General features: G+C 45.7%; 6 protein-coding genes. 5 read left to right on the top strand and 1 reads right to left on the bottom strand.

What is annotated here, in order from left to right:
* Positions 1 to 91: 91 nt before the first annotated feature.
* From AB4583_RS15770 to AB4583_RS15750, 5 genes are all read left to right on the top strand, one after another.
* Positions 92 to 427 (top strand): cupin domain-containing protein, encoded by a 336-nt coding sequence (locus tag AB4583_RS15770; protein WP_009846518.1) that lies wholly within the window; start codon positions 92 to 94, stop codon positions 425 to 427.
* 34 nt (positions 428 to 461) lie between these two features.
* Positions 462 to 1,394 carry a sugar kinase gene (locus tag AB4583_RS15765; protein ID WP_017061485.1) on the top strand — a complete coding sequence of 311 codons (933 nt, stop codon included), beginning with the start codon at positions 462 to 464 and terminating at the stop codon, positions 1,392 to 1,394.
* Positions 1,395 to 1,467: 73 nt separating this feature from the next.
* Positions 1,468 to 2,094: a bifunctional 4-hydroxy-2-oxoglutarate aldolase/2-dehydro-3-deoxy-phosphogluconate aldolase gene (locus AB4583_RS15760; protein ID WP_017061486.1), complete on the top strand. Its 627-nt coding sequence runs from the start codon at positions 1,468 to 1,470 to the stop codon at positions 2,092 to 2,094.
* Positions 2,095 to 2,943: 849 nt separating this feature from the next.
* Positions 2,944 to 4,710, top strand: coding sequence for a sodium:solute symporter family protein (locus tag AB4583_RS15755; protein ID WP_136979158.1), 1,767 nt, complete (start codon positions 2,944 to 2,946; stop codon positions 4,708 to 4,710).
* 271 nt (positions 4,711 to 4,981) lie between these two features.
* Positions 4,982 to 5,746 carry a transporter substrate-binding domain-containing protein gene (locus AB4583_RS15750; protein WP_017067326.1) on the top strand — a complete coding sequence of 255 codons (765 nt, stop codon included), beginning with the start codon at positions 4,982 to 4,984 and terminating at the stop codon, positions 5,744 to 5,746.
* A 75-nt stretch (positions 5,747 to 5,821) separates the two neighbouring features.
* Here AB4583_RS15750 and AB4583_RS15745 read toward each other — a convergent pair.
* Positions 5,822 to 23,938 (bottom strand): cadherin-like domain-containing protein (locus AB4583_RS15745; RefSeq protein WP_372118213.1); only part of this gene is annotated, 18,117 nt, incomplete at its 5' end.

Genomic DNA, 23,938 nt, shown 5'->3' with positions numbered 1-23,938 from the left:
AGATATATTGTATTACAATTGAGCTCATTCCCTTATGATGGATGCAAGTTAAGTAACACTTAAAAGATTTAAACAGATTAGGAGATACACAATGAACTCTTTCTTTATCCTAGATGAAAACCCATGGGAAGAACTTGGTGGCGGCATTAAGCGTAAAATCGTTGCTTACACTGACGATCTAATGGCAGTACACCTATGTTTTGATAAGGGCGCGATTGGCCACCCTCATACTCACGAAATCCATGACCAAATCGGTTACGTAGTTCGTGGCAGCTTCGAAGCTGAGATTGAAGGCGAAAAGAAAGTCCTTAAAGAAGGTGATGCTTACTTCGCTCGTAAACACATGATGCACGGTGCCGTTGCACTAGAGCAAGACAGCATCCTTCTTGATATCTTCAACCCTGCGCGTGAAGATTTCCTAAAATAATAACTAGCGCAACCTCAGTTGCTAAGGTAAGCATATGAAATCATTAAACATCGCGGTCATTGGCGAGTGCATGGTTGAGCTACAAAAGAAACAAGACGGGCTTAAGCAAAGTTTCGGTGGCGATACACTAAATACTGCACTTTACTTGTCTCGCTTAACAAAAGAGCAAGATATCAACACGAGCTACGTAACAGCGCTAGGCACTGACCCATTCAGTACCGACATGTTAGAAAAGTGGCAAGCGGAAGGTATCGACACTAGCTTAATTGCTCAGCTTGATCACAAACAACCAGGGCTTTACTACATCGAGACCGATGAAACTGGTGAACGCAGTTTCCACTACTGGCGTAATGATGCTGCAGCAAAGTTCATGTTTGACCAGGAAGACACGCCTGCTCTACTTGATAAGTTATTCTCTTTTGATGCGGTTTACCTAAGTGGTATTACGCTTGCTATCTTGACAGAGAATGGACGCACGCAGCTATTCAACTTCTTAGACAAATTTAAAGCGCAAGGCGGCCAAGTATTCTTCGACAATAACTTCCGTCCAAAACTTTGGGAAAGTCAACAAGAAGCGATTTCTTGGTACTTGAAGATGCTTAAGTACACTGACACGGCTCTACTGACGTTCGATGACGAGCAAGAGTTGTACGGCGACGAAAGCATTGAACAGTGTATTGCACGTACGTCTGAATCTGGTGTGAAAGAGATCATCATTAAACGTGGTGCTAAAGACTGCTTAGTAGTTGAAAGCCAAAGCGCTCAGTACGTTGCTCCAAACCCAGTAGACAACATTGTTGATACTACAGCGGCTGGCGACTCGTTCAGCGCGGGCTTCCTAGCTAAGCGCTTAAGCGGTGGCAATGCACGTGATGCAGCGTTAGCAGGTCATATTGTGGCAGGGACTGTGATTCAGCATCCAGGTGCTATCATTCCTCTAGAAGCGACGCCTGATCTGTCTCTATAATTACGCACTTTAACTATTAATCAAGGGTTTGCTTAGTTGAAAGCAAGCCCACATTTAACGTGAGAAAGAATTCATGACTACATTAAATGAACAACTAGCAAACCTAAAAGTAATTCCTGTAATCGCTATCAACCGTGCTGAAGACGCTATCCCTCTAGGTAAAGCACTTGTTGAAAACGGCATGCCATGTGCAGAAATCACGCTACGTACAGAATGTGCAATCGAAGCGATTCGCATCATGCGTAAAGAATTCCCAGACATGCTAATTGGTTCAGGTACTGTACTGACTAACGAGCAAGTTGACGCATCTATCGAAGCTGGCGTTGATTTCATCGTAAGCCCAGGTTTCAACCCGCGCACTGTTCAATACTGTATCGATAAAGGCGTTGCAATCGTACCGGGTGTTAACAACCCAAGCCTAGTGGAACAAGCAATGGAAATGGGCCTTCGCACGTTGAAGTTCTTCCCTGCTGAACCTTCTGGCGGTACTGGTATGCTTAAAGCACTAACAGCGGTTTACCCTGTTAAATTTATGCCTACTGGTGGCGTAAGCTTGAAGAATGTTGATGAATACCTATCGATCCCTTCTGTACTTGCGTGTGGCGGTACTTGGATGGTTCCAACTAACCTTATCGACGAAGGTAAGTGGGAAGAACTAGGCAAGCTTGTTCGTGACGCAGTTGATCACGTTAACGCTTAATCTATTTTAGATTGAGTGATGAAGCCTCACCTCGGTGGGGCTTTTTGTTATCTGGCGTTTATTGCGCTGACTAACCGTAAACACGCTAAATCAACGTTGTGTTTCCCCCACACCCTATCGCCTTTCTCCCTATGGCCTCGTACAGCTCCACGACTAAGACGGGCAAGAACGAGTAATGTAAGGCTTTCAAGCGACCTCAGTATGCATCTAGCGAAGCGTTACTGGTGCTCCCTACCGCTTATCCAGCTCCTTATCCATCCCTTTATCCGACAATATTCCTTTTCAATACGTCGTCAAACATTTCTCATAGCATGCACTGAAGACCACAATAGACAAAGTGAGCCGAAAGAGTGTCCCGTCGTCCAGTTTAACGCCCACTCAGTGACAAAAATTCCAAATACGCACCTCTATGATGAATAAATAGCATAGAAAGGCTTCATGGCCGCAGATAAACAGAAAATAGCGAAGTGAAAACAATGAGCTACACTTGAAATCTCAATACAAAAATTTTCAGTATAGAGTTCCAAATTAACGTGAATGTCGTCGCACAACACATCGATTTGTAGCACATTTGTTACGGTTATAATTAAAATCTTATAGATACGGCAAAGTAAGCGCCCTTGTTTATATTGTAATACATATAAACATTTACCCCTCAATTTATTTTAGATCTCAAACAAAATACACTCACATTTAAATTCAATTAAAACAAATACTTACACGATCACACATTGGCACTAGAAAAATCAATGCGACCTAGATCATACTAAAGACATATTGTAGTACAAATAAACCTTGGGACGCGTTAATCTAAGCCCAGTTAATTATGATATTTAAAAGGCTGAAAAGATGACTATTGATACTTTTGTTGTTCTCGCCTACTTCTTCTTTTTAATCGCGATTGGTTGGATGTTCCGTAAGTTCACCACCTCTACAAGTGATTACTTCAGAGGGGGCGGCAAAATGTTGTGGTGGATGGTTGGTGCAACTGCCTTCATGACACAGTTTTCAGCATGGACGTTTACAGGTGCCGCAGGACGCGCGTTCAATGACGGTTTCGTTATTGTAATCCTATTCTTAGCCAATGCTTTTGGCTACTTCATGAACTATATGTACTTCGCTCCAAAGTTCCGCCAACTTCGTGTGGTAACGGCGATCGAAGCTATTCGTCAGCGCTTTGGTAAAACGTCTGAACAGTTCTTCACATGGGCAGGTATGCCGGATAGCCTTATCTCTGCAGGTATCTGGCTAAACGGTCTAGCTATCTTTGTAGCAGCGGTATTCAATATCCCAATGGAAGCTACCATTGTGGTAACGGGTATGGTTCTAGTATTGATGGCAGTAACGGGCGGCTCTTGGGCGGTTGTTGCTTCTGACTTCATGCAAATGCTTGTAATCATGGCCGTGACAATCACTTGTGCGGTAGCAGCTTACTTCCACGGTGGCGGCTTAACTAACATCGTTGCTAACTTCGACGGTGACTTCATGTTAGGTAACAACCTAAACTACATGAGCGTCTTCATCCTTTGGGTTGTATTCATCTTCGTGAAGCAGTTCGGTGTAATGAACAACAGCATCAACGCTTACCGTTACCTATGTGCAAAAGACAGTGAAAACGCACGTAAAGCGGCGGGCCTAGCATGTATCCTTATGGTTGTTGGTCCACTAATTTGGTTCCTACCACCTTGGTACGTAAGTGCATTCATGCCTGAGTTCGCTGAGCAATACACATCAATGGGCGACAAAGCCGGTGATGCTGCTTACCTAGCATTCGTACAAAACGTAATGCCAGCAGGTATGGTTGGTCTTCTTATGTCAGCAATGTTCGCTGCAACGATGTCTTCTATGGATTCAGGTTTGAACCGTAACGCTGGTATCTTTGTAATGAACTTCTACAGCCCGATTCTTCGTAAAAATGCGACTCAGAAAGAGCTGGTTATTGTAAGTAAGATAACGACTATCATGATGGGTATTTTCATCATTGCGATTGGTCTATTCATTAACTCTCTGCGTCACTTAAGCTTGTTCGATATCGTAATGAACGTAGGTGCGTTGATTGGCTTCCCAATGCTTATCCCTGTCCTACTAGGTATGTGGATTCGTAAGACACCTGACTGGGCTGGTTGGTCTACTCTAGTGGTTGGTGGTTTCGTTTCTTACATCTTCGGTATCTCTCTGCAAGCAGAAGACATCGAGAACCTATTTGGTCTAGAAACAGCGCTTACAGGCCGTGAATGGAGCGACTTGAAAGTAGGTCTTAGCTTAGCTGCTCACGTAGTGTTCACAGGTGGTTACTTCATCATGACTTCTCGCTTCTACAAAGGCCTATCGCCAGAGCGTGAGAAAGAAGTTGACCAACTATTCACTAACTGGAACACGCCGCTTGTAGCGGAAGGTGAAGAGCAACAAAACCTAGATACTAAACAGCGTTCAATGCTTGGTAAGCTTATCAGCACAGCAGGTTTCGGTATCCTAGCAATGGCTCTGATTCCAAACGAACCAACAGGACGCTTGTTGTTCCTACTATGTGGTTCGATGGTACTAACCGTTGGTATCCTACTGGTTAACGCATCTAAAGCTCCGGCTAAGATGAACAACGAGTCAGTTGCCAAATAGCTAAACAGCTAAACAGCTAAACAGCTAAATAAGCAGCTAACAAGTTAAACCAAAATGAAGCCCATGTTATTCGATAACATGGGCTTTTTGTTTGTCTTCGGTTTATCAAAACGGAATATGAAACGCATCTCGATTAATGCGCATAAAGCGTAGAAATACCTATCTCCTGCCCTCGTTTCATCTTCTTTTCCAACCTTTCCAATGGTTTGATCTCTTTCTCGGATTGTTTCTGTTACTTTAAATGACAACACAAACACAACAGACAATTACAATGAAAAAAACATCACTATTACTTGCTTCCATTGCTCTGGCACTTTCTGGTGTCGCACACGCTGACCAGCTAGAAGACATTCAAAAATCAGGTACTCTGCGTGTGGGCACCACAGGTGACTACAAGCCTTTCTCTTACTTCGATGGTAAAAGCTACTCTGGCTACGATATCGACGTTGCACAGCACATCGCGGAACAATTAGGCGTTGAATTGAAGATTGTTCGTACCACATGGAAAGATCTACTGGCCGATCTAGACGACGATAAGTACGACATCGCAATGGGCGGCATTACACGTAAAATGCAGCGTCAGTTAAACGCGGAACAAACTCAAGGCTACATGACCTTTGGTAAGTGTTTCTTGGTTGCAAAAGGCACCGCAGAACAGTACGACAGCATTGAGAAAGTGAACCTCTCTTCTGTTCGTGTGGGCGTGAACATTGGCGGTACTAACGAGATCTTTGCCGACGCGAACTTGCAGAATGCAAGCTTCACACGCTACGAGAACAATCTCGACGTACCGAAAGCAGTAGCAGAAGGCAAAGTTGATGTGATGGTAACAGAAACCCCTGAAGGTCTATTCTATCAAGTAACTGATGAACGTCTTGAAGCGGCACGCTGCGAAACTCCATTCACCAACAGTCAGTTCGGCTATCTGATTCCTAAAGGTGAACAACGTTTGTTGAACACGGTGAACTTCATTATGGATGAGATGAAATTGAAAGGTGTTGAAGAAGAGTTCCTGATCCACAACTCCCTTAAGTAACTCTTTTCAATTTATACCGTAACAAAAAAGAGGCCAGCAATGTTGGCCTCTTTCGTTATGGTTCAATGGTTCGCTTTAACCGTGAGTTATCACATTCTGCTGTACCAATGCATCCAGAATGTCCGAAGGCATGGTGCTACTTAAGGTTAGCTGTGGCGCAAGGTCTTCAACCACAATCACCTGTTCCGTAGTACCTAAGCCATCCGGGTTGATCGTAAGCTCAATATCATCCCCGTCCACTTTCGCGTCTATTTGTTGTAGCAACGCGGTCATGTCTGGAGATGTATTTTTAAGCTCCGGCAACACTTCTCTCAAGTCAATGCTGTCCCCTTCCGACAAATCAAAGTCGGTAATCGTATCTTCAACACCATCTTCGATGTTAAGCCATACGAACGAGTCCATACCATCACCACCAGTCAGAATGTCTGAGCCTCCGCCGCCAATCAGGGTGTCGTTACCGTCACCGCCAACAAGCGTATCGTCACCTGCGCCACCTTCAAGTCGATCATTCCCTGAACCACCCGTTAAGTCAGTCGCATTAGCACCAGCCAGTAACTGAACATCATCGGTTTCCGAAGCCAAGTTAATATCAACTGCGTTAGACACAATGTTCAAGTTAAGGTCAATCGATGCAGAGGTTGCTGTATCGTTGTTGTCAGTCTCTTCAGAAACCGCCTCGACTTTCAGTGTGTAGTTACCTGGAGTTTGAGAAAGCCCAACCGCTTGCAAGCTTTCAATTGCATCTGCCGTTGCTACCCAAACACCACCGCCAAGATCCGTCACAGAACCCGCAGCACTGGTGATTTGAGCGCCAGCAGGTACATCACTGATATGCAGCGTTAGCTCTTCTGTAATGTCCGTTAAGGCTGCGATAATCCCAACTAAAGGAATGCCACTCGCACTCACAGACTGACTCGCAGTAATGTTTCTCACGTAGTTAGTCGCACTATCGATAGACAGGGTTGGTGCATTCGCCACTGGCGTCACCGCGATGTTGTAAACCACAGGTGCTGTCTCTATCGCAATACCTGAAGGGTTGCCGCTGTCTTTGGCAACAACTTCTAATCCAATGCTATTGGTTGGAGACAGGCTCGCATCAAGGAAAACACCATTTGGACTGGTTGGCGTATCAATCAACGCATTCAGGTCACTCAATGTCCCCACTAAGATGACTGAACCCGTGTTGTTGCCGTTAACAACAACCGTCGTCACTGCTGGAAGTGATACATTCAATGTACCGTAATCCACCGTCAGCGTGACGGTCATCAGATCATCAGAAAATGTATCTACATAATCAGGGTCACTGACATTGATACCACTCAACAGTTGACCAGCATCCTCGTCAATAACCGTAGTGACACTGTCACCATTAACGACCGGTGTATCGTTCACTCCATCGACAATCGCGGTGATCTCCGCTGTATCCGTTAGGAAGTCATTAGCGCCGTTGGTTGTACCATCATCCTCTACGGTATAGGTAAACTTAACGTTGCCGTTGTATTCATCAGCTGCCGTAAATACCCAGTATGGGCCAGTGATCGTAGCATCATCAGCACCACCTACGTTCTCGAAGCGTTGTAGTTGACCTTGGCCTTCATCGAGCGCCAGATTAGTCACGGTAATCGTGTCGTTTTCCGGATCGCTCGTCGCAGCAATTAAATCGCCCTCTTTGATGATCAACTGACCTTCTTCAAGGATGTTGCCTAAGTCGATGTCCGTTGCTACAGGAGCGTCATTCACTTCCGTTACTTCAAGACTAATTTCAGCACTGTCGGTTAGGAAGTCATCCGCGCCATTAGTTGTACCGTCATCAGTAATTGAGTAATTGAATTTAACGTCACCGTTAAAGTCGTTGTCCGCTACAAATAGCCAGAATGGTCCGGTAATCGCCGCGTCATCGGCGCCACCTGCATTTTCAAAGCGGGTTAGTTGGCCTTGTCCCTGAGTCAGAGTTACACCAGTTACTGTTAAGTTGTGGTTTTCTGGGTCAGAGCTTGCTGCAATTAAATCCCCTTCAACAATAACAAGCTGGCCTTCCTCGGCAATCGAACCTAAATCAACATCTGTCGCGACAGGCGCATCGTTCACTTCCGTCACCTTAATGGTGAACGTAGTTTGATTAGTTTGAGCCGTATTCGGATCACCCGCGTCAATCAAGCCATTATTACCGCCGTCATCGAGTGTTGCATTGATCGTGACTAAACCACTCTGGTTGAGATAGTTCTGGTCTGGGTCTGGTTTGAAAGTCACGGCTCCATTAGTCAATGCGGTATTGATGTCGGCTTCTTTACCGGTAATCACCAATGAGCCACCAGGTTGCAATACAAACGTCACGTCAGGTGAGCTCGTAAACTCAAACACACCTTGCGCTCCCGGAAGTGTTTGATCGACTTGCAACGTAAGAACATACGGAGCGTCTGGATTATCAAAGTTAGCATCAACGTCGTAGATACTAAAGTTGTCGATAGCAACACTAATGTCTTCCGATGTTTCAATATTCGTTACGTTCACAAAGATCGGTTGATCGTTAATAGGATCAATCACCAGATCAACATCGAAGCTGGTTGGCGTCCCCAAATATTCGGTGTTATCAGCGTCAGTATCCACAGAGCGAACGGTAATCTGCAGCGGGCCATTAATGCCTAATACATTACCCGTATCGCTATTGTGTTCACCTGAATTGAATACGATCTTATCAAGTGACTGCGCAGCAACATCCAGTGTCCAGATCTTCGTAACTGGATCATAACTAGCCAAGGTCGTGCCGTCTGGGTAGTAGATAGAGGCATCTTGAGGCACACCAGCAACTTCGACTCGAAGTGTCTCTGGCGCATTCTCGGTATAAGTACCGCTGCCCGTTGCAGATAGCTCTTTATCCAAAATTGTCGCATTGATTTCGATATCAATGTTTTGACCTTCGTTACCTGTCACAGAATCTGTTGGGTTAGTATCGACATCATCACCTGCTGGTACCACGTGCAGTTTAAAGCTTGGCAGATTTGAGGCTGCGGTAGGCACACCTAATAAGGACTCTTGCGTAAATACGGCAACACCAAATTCAGCCGTACCACTGAAGTCCTTAGGCGGTAAAATCGAAATCTCACTCAAGTCGAACGATAACCCTGATGCTTGAGGTAGTTGAACACTCCACTCACCACCACCATTATTCTTCACCGTGTATGCCGAACCAGCGTCTGCACGCATCTGGAAGCCATCAGGTACATCTGTAAACTTAATCGACACAAACTGTTCTGAGCCATCAAGGTCAGTCAGTGCAATCGATACAGGCCCTGTGCCCGACAAAGAAATCAGCTGGTCCTCAGTACCCGTAATCTCGATAACATCAGGATCGCTACCCGGGCCAGTGACAGACACGTCATCCACCACAGGAACGACTTCAAAACTGACATTGGTAGAGAAAGTATCGGTATCAGTCGCGCTGCCAGTTGGCGAAGCTGCATCATTGTATGTAGCAGTATCGGTAATCGTCCCGCTGACATTCACTTGCACCTGATTTACGTCATTATCTGTTGGGTAATTTAACGCCGGTCGGAATAGTACATTATCCAACGCGCCTGCATTAATCTCAGCTTCATTAAAGGTCACCGATGTGCCAAGAGATACCCCTGCGCTGGTATAGAAAGCCCCAACACTCGTGTCATTTAACGTCAGTGTGATAGAGGTGAATTTTTCGTCACCACCTTCAACTCCGCTTACTTGGTCATCAATGGTCGAGCTGAAATCAAGTTGGATATAGGTATCTTCGTAGCCGACTGGATCTTGCCCTGCTTGACCGTCGGTATCGACAGGGTTAAACGAATCGTCAAGCGAACCAACGACAGTAACGTCAATATCTGGGTTACCTTCAACATCAGGAGCAACTTTAATGACTACTTCTGTCACTAGAGTTTTCTCATCCCCCGACAATACGTCTTTAGTTACTATCGTCAACGGCAACCTAAAGTCGCCGGAGTAGTCGGCTGGTAAGTTAAGCAGTAGTCCAGAGAGGTCGGTCGAGACCCCTTGATCGACGGTAGTCTGGAATACATATTTGCCATTAACAAAGTCTAGGTCGCTGCTTCCCGATAAACTAATTGGGAAGGTGACTTCGTTCACCGCTCCTGGATTAATGGTCACACTGTCATCAATAATGATGGTCACTTGATCAGTTGAGTCATCTTCGCCCGAGAAAGTAATTAAACCATTCAATGCCGTACCTAGATCTAACTGGGTGTCCTCAATCGCATCAACAACACTGTCTGGTGTTATATCAATATCGGCTGCAACCTTAGTACTCCCAGCCACCACTTGAGGGAATGACAGAGTGACTTCTCCGTCCCTACGAGCGGCCGTAGATGACTCAACCTCAGCACCATCACCTCGGTCTATCACCGTACTAAAGATGTCCATCTTGATGTCATTGAACCCTCCAGCCCCGCTGTTTACTGAAGGAAGAACAAGGCCGTTCGGTGCACTGATGCTAAATATGTCTTCATTCGTTACAACCCAGCGCCCATTGCCTTCATAAGCAGCGCCAATAACGAGCAGTTGATTGAGTACAGCATCTGATAGAGCCGAGTCGTCCACATTTGTTAATTGAATAACTAACTGATCCACTTCTTCGATAACGGACGAAGCATCTGTTTCTTGATATCGAATGACGAACTCATCCGTAACCGATGTATTATCGCTATTGGTAGTGAACTTAAGCACGCCAGTGTTTGCATCAGCAACTACGGTTGCTAGTGCTCCAGTACCCAGCACATCATCGACGATAAGCTTGTTGCTAGCGTCTTTCGGCTCAACGACTGGACGTACGATAACATCAATCGAGCCCGTGATTGTCGCGGTAGCGATGCCCTGACCAAGATCAGTCGCATCAACATACTCATGATCTCGCTCTTCGATCATGACAACCGTATTAAGCGTAAAGTCGGTGCTCGAGTCTTGTTCAGGTGTGATCTGAATAAAATTATTGTTCAGTGCAATTTGAGTAAACTCTTCTGCCGTCTGTCCACTCTTCGGCGTAATGGTTAAAGTGCCTGCTGAAGCATCGTAAACCCAAGTTACATCGCCATTAACCACAACACTTTCAACATCTGTCGGAATGGCACTGATCACAATAGAAGTGAAATGCTCATCAGAATCAATATAGTCTGCACCTTCGGGGTGCCAATCAATGTTGATAGCCGTATCTTCATCACCGTTAGTCGTATTGACATAAGTTGCTGATGTGTCGATTCTAGGTATAACAAGCACGCGCACTTCTTGGTCAAACGTAAGCGTATGACCGTCATTCTCAGTCACGATCACTTTACCCTGAATATGAATATTCTCAGTTGAAGAATCGACAGGTCTGATGCGGATTCCTGAGGTTTTACCTGCGTCAGTGATGTTCGCTTCGTAGATAGGTTTAGAAAGATCGGGGCTACCACCCGGACCGGTTTCGTAACCGACAAAGTTAAGGTCAATAATGGTACCGTCACCGTCTTCCAGAATAACGCCATCAGGAATACCCGAGAGGATAACGGTTATGGATTCTGAACCATCGTCAGGTAATGGGGTTTGATCTACTGCTGCAGGATCAGGTCTTCTCTCTCCCGACAACACGGTGAAATCAAGCTCGGCGTAGCTGTCTCCATTCTGGCTCTCTTGGATCGTGGTTTGAACACCAGGTGTTGTGCCATCGGTGATTGCTGTCCAAGCCGTACCGTTTGTACCGCCATAAGGAATATCTGCAACCCCTTTAACCTCAACGTTAACCGTTTTAGTTTCTAGGATTTCTTCATCAACTTGTGCACCAGTAGAGAGGTTCGCAGTGTCTTTAACCACACCGGTTACGTCAAAGGTAAAATCAACATTGCTGTGTTTAGTCGGAGTAACTTCAATTTTCGCTAAGTCAGCATAAGCAATCTCTTGGTAAACGATGCCATTGATAGTCACGGTGTTGATGGTTACATTGCTATCAGTACTACTAAGCACCGCGCCTTCAGTAATATTGTTAATACGAACGAAGAGTTCTTCAGATCCATCAGTATCAACGGATCCCGTCATGGTGATAACTTCGTCTAACGTGAATGCGTCCTTATTATCAAGAGGACCTAGATAATCAGGATCATCAATGTTGTCTTCGTTGATCCTAATGCGGCTCACACTGAGTTTTCCAGGGTCGGCGTCAGCAGTCACATCGATAATGATGTTTTGCTCTACAGAGCGAGCGGTCGTTTTGTCTAACCCGCCGTTCGCTGAATCATCGTATGGGTTAAGCGTCTCTTCCGTAATTGCCGTCGCTTTGAACTCAATTTGTCCAGAGAAGTTGTCGATTGGGTTAACGACTGTGCTATTAATATCAGCAGATGCGATGATATAAACACCATTAACAGGCGTTAACACATTGCCATTTTGATCAAGTAACTCAAACTTCCCATCACCCTGAATCGCTTCAAGTTCATAGGTAATCGTCTCAGTATTGCTGTTATCTTGCGATTCAGCATTCAGCTGCAACGTAACATTGTCTTCATCTTCATTCACTTGATACTGATAAGTACTGTTGGCGTCATCCCACGTTGCAATATCCGCTACCGCTTCAATCTCGATTCTGAAGTTTGAGTTAACGGTGTGATCCGTATTGCCATTTTTCTCAATTTCTAGCTCATAACGAACGCGCCCACCAGTTTCATCCGAACTAGCGTGTTGGTCCGGAACAAAGAACAAGTTGTCTATCGTCGCAATAGTTTGTCTTGGCTCATTCGGATTTGGAGCAAAGCTTTGTTCGAGTTGAGGAGGACCAAATATAATGCTCCCATTTGACTCAGGCACTAATTCAATGTAGTCAGCACCATCAAAGTAATAAAAAGTACCTTGATGACTATCACCTCCGTTCGGGCTTTTAATCGTCAACTGGCCAATAGATTCAGCGTTATCTTGGTCATACAGACTAACTTGCAGCGCAACTTGAGCTGGCGCATTAGGCAAACCATTTTGGTTATCTTGAATATTCTCAAGAGCCGGCTCATCGCCTGTTGCATAAGGTATGGTTGAGTCTCTACCCGCATCCTCGAAGGTCGTCACTTTCAGAGCGATTCTTGTAGAGTCCCTATCAGTAATCGTTATATCTAACGGTGTTTCAGAGGTATCTAAATCGCCATCCGTCGCAATCACATTAATCGAAAAATCGATGGTGTCTAGGCCGTCATGATCGAGATAGCCGTTAGCTCTAAATTCAACCTCGCCATTTGAGTTGATACGCAAACGCCCTAGCTCACGGGTGTCCACGCCACCACTACCATCGTCGGTTTGTTCGTACACTCGTACTTGTTGACTACCGCTATTTAAATCGAAACTGCTGCTGTACGGCCCGCTGTTTCCTGTACGGAAAACAATATCTGCACCATTACTGGTAATGCCCTCAATTCGACTCAGTACCGCGCCATCCGCGCCGACATCCGTCGCATTAGCAAACATGTCAACTTTGGAATTACCATAGCCCTGGCCTTCAATTCGTGTGATCGATTGAGTTGTCACCAATGGAACATCATCAGTCACCGTGATTTTCAACTCGATCGCGTTTGATTGGTCTTGATCAAAATCTTCTGCAACAACAGAAAAGTTAAGGTCAATTGCGTTTTCATTCGCGCCATCAGGGTGCTTAAGTGGTTTAAACAATTCAAACTGATAGCTGTTATCCGAGGTATCGAAAATAATCTCAAACACAGCTTCATTACTCGTTGCAGTTTGAGCAACGTAAGTAAATGTTGTGCCGCTTTGTGAAACAGCAAGCCACTCTAAACTTTCTCCGTTGGAGGTTAAGCCAGTCAGAACCAAATCTTCATCAACCAGTTCATACTTCACAACACCATCCGCGCCTTCATCGACAGTGAACAGGCCATTAATAATGGTGTCTTCAGATTGCTCGGAACCAATACCAGTAAGATCGTCTTCATCGACAACCGTTTCACCCGTCGGCGCACTCATTACTGGCGCATCGTCTAGCACCTCGATTGGCAATACATATTGGTTAGAATCATCGCCGTCACCATCAACCGCAACGACATCAAATGGAATCGTTAAGGTATTGGAATTCGGGCTTGTTGGATGGTTTAGAGGACCTAGCAACGTAAACGTATAAGAGCCGTCATTCGCTAGCGCGAGCGTGAAGATAGGAGTTCCACTTGTCGTCGTACCTTGATAGGTCGTTGTGTTGGCGGCACCTGTGACTTCTGTAATAGAAATCGCTTCAGTTCCAGAGGTCAATGTCGCTTCAAGCGCAGAGATATTACGCAGTTCGTAAACCTCTACTTGGTCTGCACCTTCTGTGGTAACAAATGCACCTGTTGCTTGAGAAATCGCAGAGCCGAGATCATCTTCATCAACCACAAATGTGCTGGTCGCTGTCGTATCGGTAATGACAGGCACATCATCGGTGATAGTAACGGTCAAAGGTTTCATCACAGAGTCGGTATTGTCTTGGTCGACCGCGATCACTGGCAGAGTGAATACTTGATCGTTGTTGCCTTGCACAGGCAGATGATCGAGCTCTTCCAACAAAGTGAAGGTGTATTCGCCTAGCACTACACTATTAAAAGTGATGGTAAAGATATCCGTTTGAACACCCCCACTCTCAACGAAACCAATATAGGTTCCGCTGTTGGCTGGATCTTCTTTAAGCTGAACCACTAGGCCATCCGATTTCAAATCACCAGACGTGTTGAACTGAGTGGTATCAATACGGAAATAGCTCACATCATCACTTCCCGCTGTGAAAGCAATGGTTTCAGTTTGGCTCACAGGTAAGCTCGGAGATGAACCATCCACGAGATTCGCTTCTTCCAATGCAACCGTTGGTACAGTATCAATTACCGGTGGAGCACCATCTGAAATCGTCAATGTCACGGTCGAAGTAACAATATCACCGTCTTTATCTTCTGATGTCACGGTAATCGTCTTAACGATATCACCACCAGAATGATTCAGGTTTCGATTAGGCTCAAAGCGCACATCACCTTCAAGCGTGATAAACAACGAACCTTCCGTAAATACAAACTCTTGCTCACCAGTGTTGGTTTGCACCAGAGACTCTTCAGGCTGACTACCATAAGTAAATTTGGTTATGGTGGCGCCATCAGCACTTTGCGCAGGCATCACATCAAATGTCGTTGTGGTAGGTGTGCCCGTGCTTGGTTCAGTGATGCTAAGCGCACCAGACTTCATTAACTGGACATCATCGGTGATGGTTACTGAAAGCGGTTTAGACGCTGAAATATCGCCATCGGTGTCTTGCGCGTAAACAGAAAGATCAAAACTCAGATCGTTGCTTCCTAAGCCATCAACGTGATCCAAACGCTCAAGCAGCGTAAAGGTATACTGGCTAGGATTAGTATCATCAAAATCTAGGGTGAATATGATTTTCTCACCACCCGAACCATCCGTCGTAAACGCAATGTAGTCGCCAGAACCCGCAGGCTCCTCACGTAAACTCAATTCAAGGCCATCAGACTTCAACACGCCGTTGGTATTGAACAGCCCAGCTTCAACGACTATTTTTCCAATGTCATCACTGCTCGCTAGCGAGGTGATAGTCTGAGTCACACTGACAGGCGTTCCGCTAGGTGTCGAACCATCCGCAAGTAAGCTTTCCGACAAGCTGACACTTGGCACAACGTTGATTGTTGGTCCATCGCCATCAACAATCGTAAGCGTGACTGTTGATGAAAAGGTATCTTTATCAAAGTCAGAAGACGTAAACACAATCGACTTAACAATGTCGCCCGCAGAATGATCTAGATTTCGGTTTGGTTCGAACCTTACATCACCGCTTAGCGTGACAAACAGTGAGCCTTCAGTGAAGGTAAACTCTTGCTCGCCATTGTTAGTTTGATCCAAGGTGATCGCTGAACCGCCACCAAAAGTAAACTGAGTAATGGTCGCCCCATCAGCACTTGGTGTAGGCATTACATCAACAGTAGCAGTGGTTGGTGTGCCAGTATTTGGCTCTGTGATGCTTAACGTGCCATCTTGCATCTGTTGAATGTCATCTTGTATCGTTACCATGACATCGCGTTTAACCGAATCATCACCATCGGTATCAACGGCGTAAACAGGCAGGTTGAAGTTGAGGCTGTTATTAAGATCACCATCAAGGTGATCTAACGCCTCAATCAAAGTGAAGGTGAACTGCCCTTTATTAACGCTATCAAAATCAATGGTGAATACATTAGTTACGTTACCGGCCCCGTCATCAGTAAACCCGATGTAGTCGCCAGGTGAAGCAGGATCTTCTTTTAACTGAACAACAAGACCATTTGATTTGAGTAGGTCGCCAGGATTGAACTCGTTGGTTGCAATTCTAAAGTGGCTTAAATCATCACTACCCACGGTATAAGTGATCGTTTGTGTCGAGCTAACCGCTGAACCACTCGGCATAGAGCCATCAGCAAGACCAACTTCCGATAGGTTAATATCTGGCACTACATCGATAACCGGATCAATTCCGTCTTTGATCGTCAACGTGACATCCGCGGTATCGGTATCGTTATCAAAATCACTGGTCGTCACGACTATCGTTCTCACGATATCGCCAGATGAATGGTCTAGATTTCTACTTGGTTCAAAGCGCACCTCACCTTCAATCGTGATGTACAGTAAGCCATCGGTTACGGTAAAAACTTGTTCTGTAGACACAGTTGGGTCTAACGTAACAGCCGTGCCACCATCGTAGATAAACTGAGTCACTTTCGCGCCATCAGCACTCTGTGTCGGCATAACGTCGATTGTTGGTGTGGTTGGCGTACCTGCTGCTATATCAGCAAGTGAAGGCTCAGTGATACTTAACGCCCCATCTTGAACGCCTTGTACATCATCGGTGATCACCACGGTCATTGGCGACATTGCAGAATCATCACCATCGGTATCAACCGCTAAAACAGGGACATCGAAACTTAGAGTATTGTTTTGTAATCCATCTGTATGGTCTAACGCTTCAAGCAGTGTGAACGTATATTGCCCTAGATTGGTTGTCGAGAAACTGATCGTGAAGACGTTGGTTTCGACGTTAGAACCGTCCTTGACGAAGCCAATGTAATTACCAGAATTCGCTGGCTGCTCTTTAATCTCAACCTCTAATCCATTCGACTTCAAAGCCCCCGAAGTATTGAACTGAGCAGGGTCAATTCTGAAATAACTAACATCGTCACTACCCTCTGAGTAGGTAATAACTTGAGTCATCGCCACTGGATTGCCGGTTGGCGAAGAACCATCAGCGAGATCCACTTCTGAGAGCGTAATTCCAGGGACCAAATCGATCGTTGGAAGATCACCATCGGTAATCTTCAATGTCACGGTAGATGAGACGATATCACCATCAAGGTCAGTAGATGTAACAACAATCGTCTTAGTAATATCACCACTCGTGTGATCTTGATTTCGCACAGGCTCGAATCGTATCTCACCTTCTGTGGTAATAAATACAGAACCTTCAGTGAACACAAACTCTTGCTCGCCATTCACATTGAGATCAAGGCTTTCTGCACTGTTTCCATCAAACACAAATGAAGTGATTTTTGCTCCATCTGCGCTCTGATTTGGCATCACGTCCAGAGTATTCGATGTTTCGACGACTCCAGCAGGCTCACGACTGGTTATTGTGCCGCCTTGCATCAACTGCACATCATCACCAATAGTCACGCCAAGCTGAGAGACTAACGAATCGTCGCCGTCACTATCCACCGCATACACAGGCAGATCAAAACTCAGGTCGTTGTTGCCACGTGCATCTTGATGATCCAAGGCTTCGATTAAGGTAAAGGTGTATTCACCTAAGGTTGTCCCAGAAAAACTCAACGTAAATACTGTGGTTACCGCATTCGACGAGCTGGTTGTAAATCCGATGTAGTTGCCCGACCCTTGCGGATCTTCACGTAATTCAACAGCTAAACCATTCGATGTGAGTGCATCATTGGTATTGAACTCTGTTGGTTCAAGGCGGAAGCGGACCACATCATCACTTTGATTAGTGAAGGTGATGGTTTCGGTTTGACTTACCGCACTACCAATTGGGGCTGAACCAACCGTCAGGTTCGTTTCAGATAAGCTAACCGTTGGAATAACATCAATGGTTGGAATATCACCATCGGTGATCGTTAACGTAACGGTTGACGTGACTGAGTCTTTGTCGAAATCGCTTGAGGTCACCACTATCGACTTAACAATATCGCCGGCCGTATGGTCAAGATCTCGATTAGGCTCAAAGCGAACTTCACCTTCGAGGGTAATGTACAGTTTGCCTTCTGCGAAGATAAACTGCTGTTCGCCTGCAATATTTTGATCGAGGGTGTTTACGACGCCATCATAAGTGAACTGAGTGATGGTCGCGCCGTCAGCACTTTGGTTTGGCATGACATCAAAAGTAGCCGTGGTCGGTGTACCAGCCGCTAAATCAGCGACGGTCGGCTCGGTAATATTGAGCGCACCACCTTGCATGATTTGAACATCATCATCAATCGTTACATTAAGCTGCGATACCAGTGAATCATCACCATCACTGTCTACCGCATAAACAGGCAGATCAAAGCTCAGATCATTGTTCGCTAGGCCAGCAACATGGTCTAGCGCTTCAAGTAGAGTGAAAGTGTATTCACCTAACGTGGCTGAAGAGAAGCTAATGGTAAACACGGGGACTTCAGCGCTCGAACCGTTGGTAATAAAGCCTATGTAAGTGCCCGGATTAGCAGAATCTTCTTTTATCTCGACCGCAAACCCATTCGATTTCAGTACACCACCGATATTAAACTCAGTTGGTTCAATGCGGAAACTCGTCACATCATCACTTTGGTTAGTGAAAGTAATCGTCTCTGTTTGACTTACTGCGCTACCGCTCGGGCTAGAGCCATCGCTAAGGTTAGTTTCAGATAGAGTAACGCTTGGCACGGCATCGATGGTTGGGTTATCGCCATCAGTAATGGTCAGCGTCACTGTGGAAGTCAGTACGTCATTATCTGAATCGCTTGAGGTCACCACTATCGACTTCACGATATCTTCGCTAGCTGTGTGGTCTAGATTTCGGTTTGGTTCGAAGCGTACTTCACCTTCAAGGGTGATAAACAGAGAGCCTTCAGTGAAGATAAACTCTTGCTCACCGGTATCAGCTTGGTTAAGCGTCAGTGGAGTCCCACCATCGTAAGTAAACTCAGTAATGGTCGTGCCATCAGCACTCTGCTCTGGCATCACATCAATGGTACTGGTTGTGATTGTGCCGTCTGCAAGATTTGGCTCAGTGATATCTAACGTACCATCCTGCATGATTTGAACATCATCACCGATGGTTACATTTAACTGAGAAACCAAAGAATCATCGCCATCGCTGTCTACTGCATAAACAGGCATGTCAAAGCTCAAACTGTTATTCACCAGACCATCTTCGTGGTCAAGCGCTTCAAGTAACGTAAATGTGTATTGACCTAGATTTGTACCAGAGAAGGTAACGGTAAAGACGTTGGTTTCAACATCCGACGCGTCTTTAACAAAACCGATGTAATCGCCAGCACTGTTAGGATCTTCTTTTAGCTGAACCGCCAAGTTGTTTGACGTTAACGTACCTAGAGTATTGAACTCTGTTGGCTCGATACGGAACGACTCAATATCGTCACTTTCATGAGTAAACTGAATGACTTTGGTGTCACTGACCGCAGAATTCGACGGATCAGAGCCATCGGCTAGATTCGTTTCAGATAGTGAAATTGGTGGAATGACATCTATGGTTGGGACATCGCCGTCCGTAATCGTAAGCGTCACTGTCGAGGTAAGAACGTCATCATCGCCATCGCTTGATGTCACAACGATATTTTTAACAATATCGCCTGCTGAGTGGTCTAAATCTCGGTTCGGCTCAAAGCGCACTTCCCCTTGAGTCGTAATAAACAGTGAGCCTTCGGTGAAGGTAAACTCTTGCTCGGTCGCATCATTCGGATCTAGAGAGTAAGCGGTGCCGTCATAGGTAAATTGAGTCACACTCGCGCCATCAGCACTTGCGGATGTTAATACATCGAAAACGGATGTCGTTGGCGTACCTGCAGCCAAGTCGGCGACAGTTGGCTCTTCAATATTCAGCGCCCCGCTCGCCATCACTTGTACATCGTCGGTAATGGTGACTGATAGCGGTGACATTAACGAATCGTCACCGTCGGTATCAACCGCGTAAACTGGTAGCTCAAACGTGAAGTCATTATTGCCACGACCATCCTCGTGGTCGATATTCTCCAACAGCGTAAAGGTATATTGCCCCAGAGTCGTAGCGCTAAAGCTTAATGTGAAAATCTGTGTTTCTACATTCGTCGCACTGGTAGTAAAACCAATGTAGTCACCCGACCCCGCCGGATCTTCACGTAACTCAACGGCTAAACCGTTCGATTTAAGATCGTCGCTAGTATTGAACTCAGTTGACTCAATACGGAAACGAACCACATCATCACTTTGATTGGTAAACATGATGGTTTGAGTAGAGCTCACCGCGCTGCCACTCGGAGCAGAGCCATCACTCAGATCCGTTTCAGAAAGGGTAACGCTTGGAATGACGTCGATCGTAGGGTTGTCACCATCCGTAATCGTCAACGTTACGGTTGAAGTCAGCGAGTCGTTATCGAAGTCGCTTGAGGTTACAACAATCGATTTCACGATATCTTCGCTCACCGAGTGGTCTAAGTTTCGGTTCGGCTCAAAACGCACTTCCCCTTCAAGGGTGATAAACAACTCACCTTCAGTGAAACTGAATTGCTGTTCGCCAGTGTCATTTTGATCAAGTGTTCTTAGTTGACCGTCATAGGTGAACTGAGTAATCACTGCGCCATCGGCACTTTGCGCCGTCATTACATCAATCGTATTGGTCGTCACCGTACCGTCAGCTAAATTCGGCTCGGTAATATCCAGCGTACCGTTCGCCATGATTTGGACGTCATCACCAATGGTCACCGACAACGGCGACATTAATGAATCATCACCATCTGAGTCCACCGCATAAACTGGTAAGTCGAAGGTCAGTTCATTGTTATCTAAGCCATCAGCATGATCTAATGCTTCAAGTAGTGTGAAGGTGTATTCACCCAACGTGGTACCTGAGAAGCTTAAGCTGAAGACAGGAACGTCCGTTCCACCGTCATCAATAAAGCCAACATAGATGCCTGAGTCTGCTGGGTCTTCTTTAAGCTCAACCGCAATGTTGTTCGACGTTAACGCACCACCCACATTGAACTCAGTTGGTTCAATGCGGAAACTCGTCACATCATCACTTTGGTTAGTGAAAGTAATCGTCTCGGTTTGACTTACTGCGCTACCGCTCGGGCTAGAGCCATCGCTAAGGTTAGTTTCAGATAGAGTAACGCTTGGCACTGCATCAATGGTCGGAATATCACCATCGGTAATCGTCAGCATCACTGTGGAAGTCAGTACATCGTTGTCTAAATCGCTTGAGGTCACCACAATCGACTTCACGATGTCCTCGCTCGCTGTGTGGTTTAGATTGCGATTTGGCTCGAAACGCACTTCACCTTGCAAGGTGATGAACAGTGAACCTTCAGTAAATACAAACTTCTGTTCACCGGTGTCGTTTTGGTCGAGTGTTATTGCCGCCCCGCCATCGTAAGTAAACTGAGTGATTGTCGCGCCATCGGCACTTTGGCTAGGCATCACATCAACAGTGGCTGTCGTCGGAGTACCTGCAGCCAAATCAGCAACCGTTGGCTCAATAATATTAAGCACTTGGTTTTGCATGACCTGTACATCATCACCAATGGTCACATTCAGTTGAGACACCAGTGAATCATCACCATCGCTATCAACCGCATAAACAGGAAGATCAAAAGTCAGATCATTCTTCACTAAGCCATCTACATGATCCAACGCTTCAAGCAGGGTGAAGGTGTATTGACCTAAATTGGTATCCGAGAAGCTAATCGTAAACACGTTAGTTTCAACGTTCGAACCATCAGTCACAAAACCGATGTAGCCACCCGGTGTAGTTGGGTCAGCTTTCAGTTCGACCGCCAATCCGTTCGATTTCAGAGCACCACCAACATTAAAATCAGTCGGTTCAATACGGAAACTCGTCACGTCATCACTTTGGTTAGTAAAGGTAATGGTTTGAGTTGAACTTACCGCACTTGCATTCGGAGCAGATCCGTCGCTCAGATTCGTTTCTGACAGAGTAACGCTTGGCACCGTGTCAATCGTTGGGATATCGCCATCAGTAATGGTTAGCGTTATCGTTGAAGACACAAGATCGCTATCGGAATCACTTGAAGTTACGACTATCGACTTCACGATATCGCCACCAGTATGGTCAAGGTTACGACTTGGTTCGAAACGAATATCGCCTTGCAGAGTGATATATAATGCCCCATCAGCAACCACGAACTTCTGCTCACCTGTATCGTTTTGATCAAGCGTTAATACCGCCCCACCATCATAAGTGAACTGAGTAATGGTCGTGCCATCAGCACCTTCTTCATCAAGTACATTAACGGAAGCTGTCGTCGGAGTACCTGCTGCCAAATCTGCAACCGTTGGCTCTTCAATTGTGAGAGAGTCATTAACCATCACTTGAATATCATCAGTGATAGTTACAGCCAGTGGCGACATTAGCGAATCATCACCGTCGCTATCAACCGCGTAGACTGGCAAGTTGAATGTTAGATCGTTATTGCCTTGAACAGGCGTGTGGTCAATCGCTTCCAGAAGCGTGAAGGTGTACTCACCCAAAGTGGTACTACTGAAATCGAGTGTAAACACAGTGGTTTCGACATTCGAAATATCGGTCGTGAAACCAATATAATTGCCGGATCCTGTTGGTTCCTCTCGAATCTCAATGATCAAGCCATCGGACTTGAGCGCGTTGTTAGTATTAAATTCACTTGGTTCTAAACGGAATTTCTCAACATCGTCACTTTGATTAGTGAAAGTGATGGTTTCCGTTTGACTAACCGCGCTGCCACTTGGCGATGAGCCATCAGTTAAATCAGCTTCTTCAAGTACAACGCTCGGTACCGAATCGATAGTCGGATTATCACCATCAGTAATGGTCAGCGTAATGGCTGAAGTCACCGGATCGTTATCGAAGTCGCTTGAAGTCACTACTATCGACTTCACGATGTCTTCGCTAACGGAATGGTCTAGATCGCGATTAGGTTCAAAGCGCACTTCACCTTCAAGGGTGATAAACAACTCGCCTTCTGTGAAGCTGAACTGCTGTTCACCAGTGTCATTTTGATCAAGCGTTCTTAGCTGACCGTCATAAGTAAACTGAGTGATCGTCGCACCATCAGCACTTTGGTTTGGCATCACATCAATGGTGTTGGTTGTGATTGTGCCGTCTGCAAGATTTGGCTCGATAATATCTAACGTACCATCTTGCATGATTTGAACATCATCACCGATGGTCACATTCAGCTGAGACACCAGTGAATCGTCGCCGTCCGTATCAACCGCATAAACCGGCAGATCAAAACTCAGATCGTTCTTATCTAAACCATCCGCATGGTCTAACGCTTCAAGCAGAGTAAAGGTGTATTCACCCAACGTACTCGTAGAGAAAGCAATCGTGAATACAGGAACTTCAGTATTCGAGCCATCGGTAATAAAACCGATGTAAGTTCCCGGATTAGCCGAATCTTCTTTTATCTCAACGGCAAAGCCATTCGATTTCAGTGCTCCACCCACATTAAATTCAGTAGGTTCAATACGGAAACTCGCCACATCATCACTTTGATTGGTGAAGGTAATTATCTCGGTTTGACTGACTACACTGCCGCTTGGCGCAGAGCCATCGGCTAAATTAGTTTCAGACAAAGTAACACTTGGTACCTCATCAATCGTTGGGTTATCGCCATCAGTAATGGTCAGCGTTACGGTTGAAGTCAGCGAGTCGTTATCGAAGTCGCTTGAGGTTACAACAATCGATTTCACGATATCTTCGCTCACCGAGTGGTCTAAGTTTCGGTTCGGCTCAAAACGCACTTCCCCTTCAAGGGTGATAAACAACTCACCTTCAGTGAAACTGAATTGCTGTTCGCCAGTGTCATTTTGATCAAGTGTTCTTAGTTGACCGTCATAGGTGAACTGAGTGATCGTCGCGCCATCAGCACTTTGGTTTGGCATTACATCAATAGTGCTGGTTGTGATTGTGCCATCTGCAAGATTTGGCTCAGT

This window comes from Vibrio sp. 10N.222.49.C12 (assembly GCF_041475025.1).
GTDB lineage: Bacteria > Pseudomonadota > Gammaproteobacteria > Enterobacterales > Vibrionaceae > Vibrio > Vibrio crassostreae_C.
This window is presented reverse-complemented; position numbering and strand designations above follow the sequence as displayed.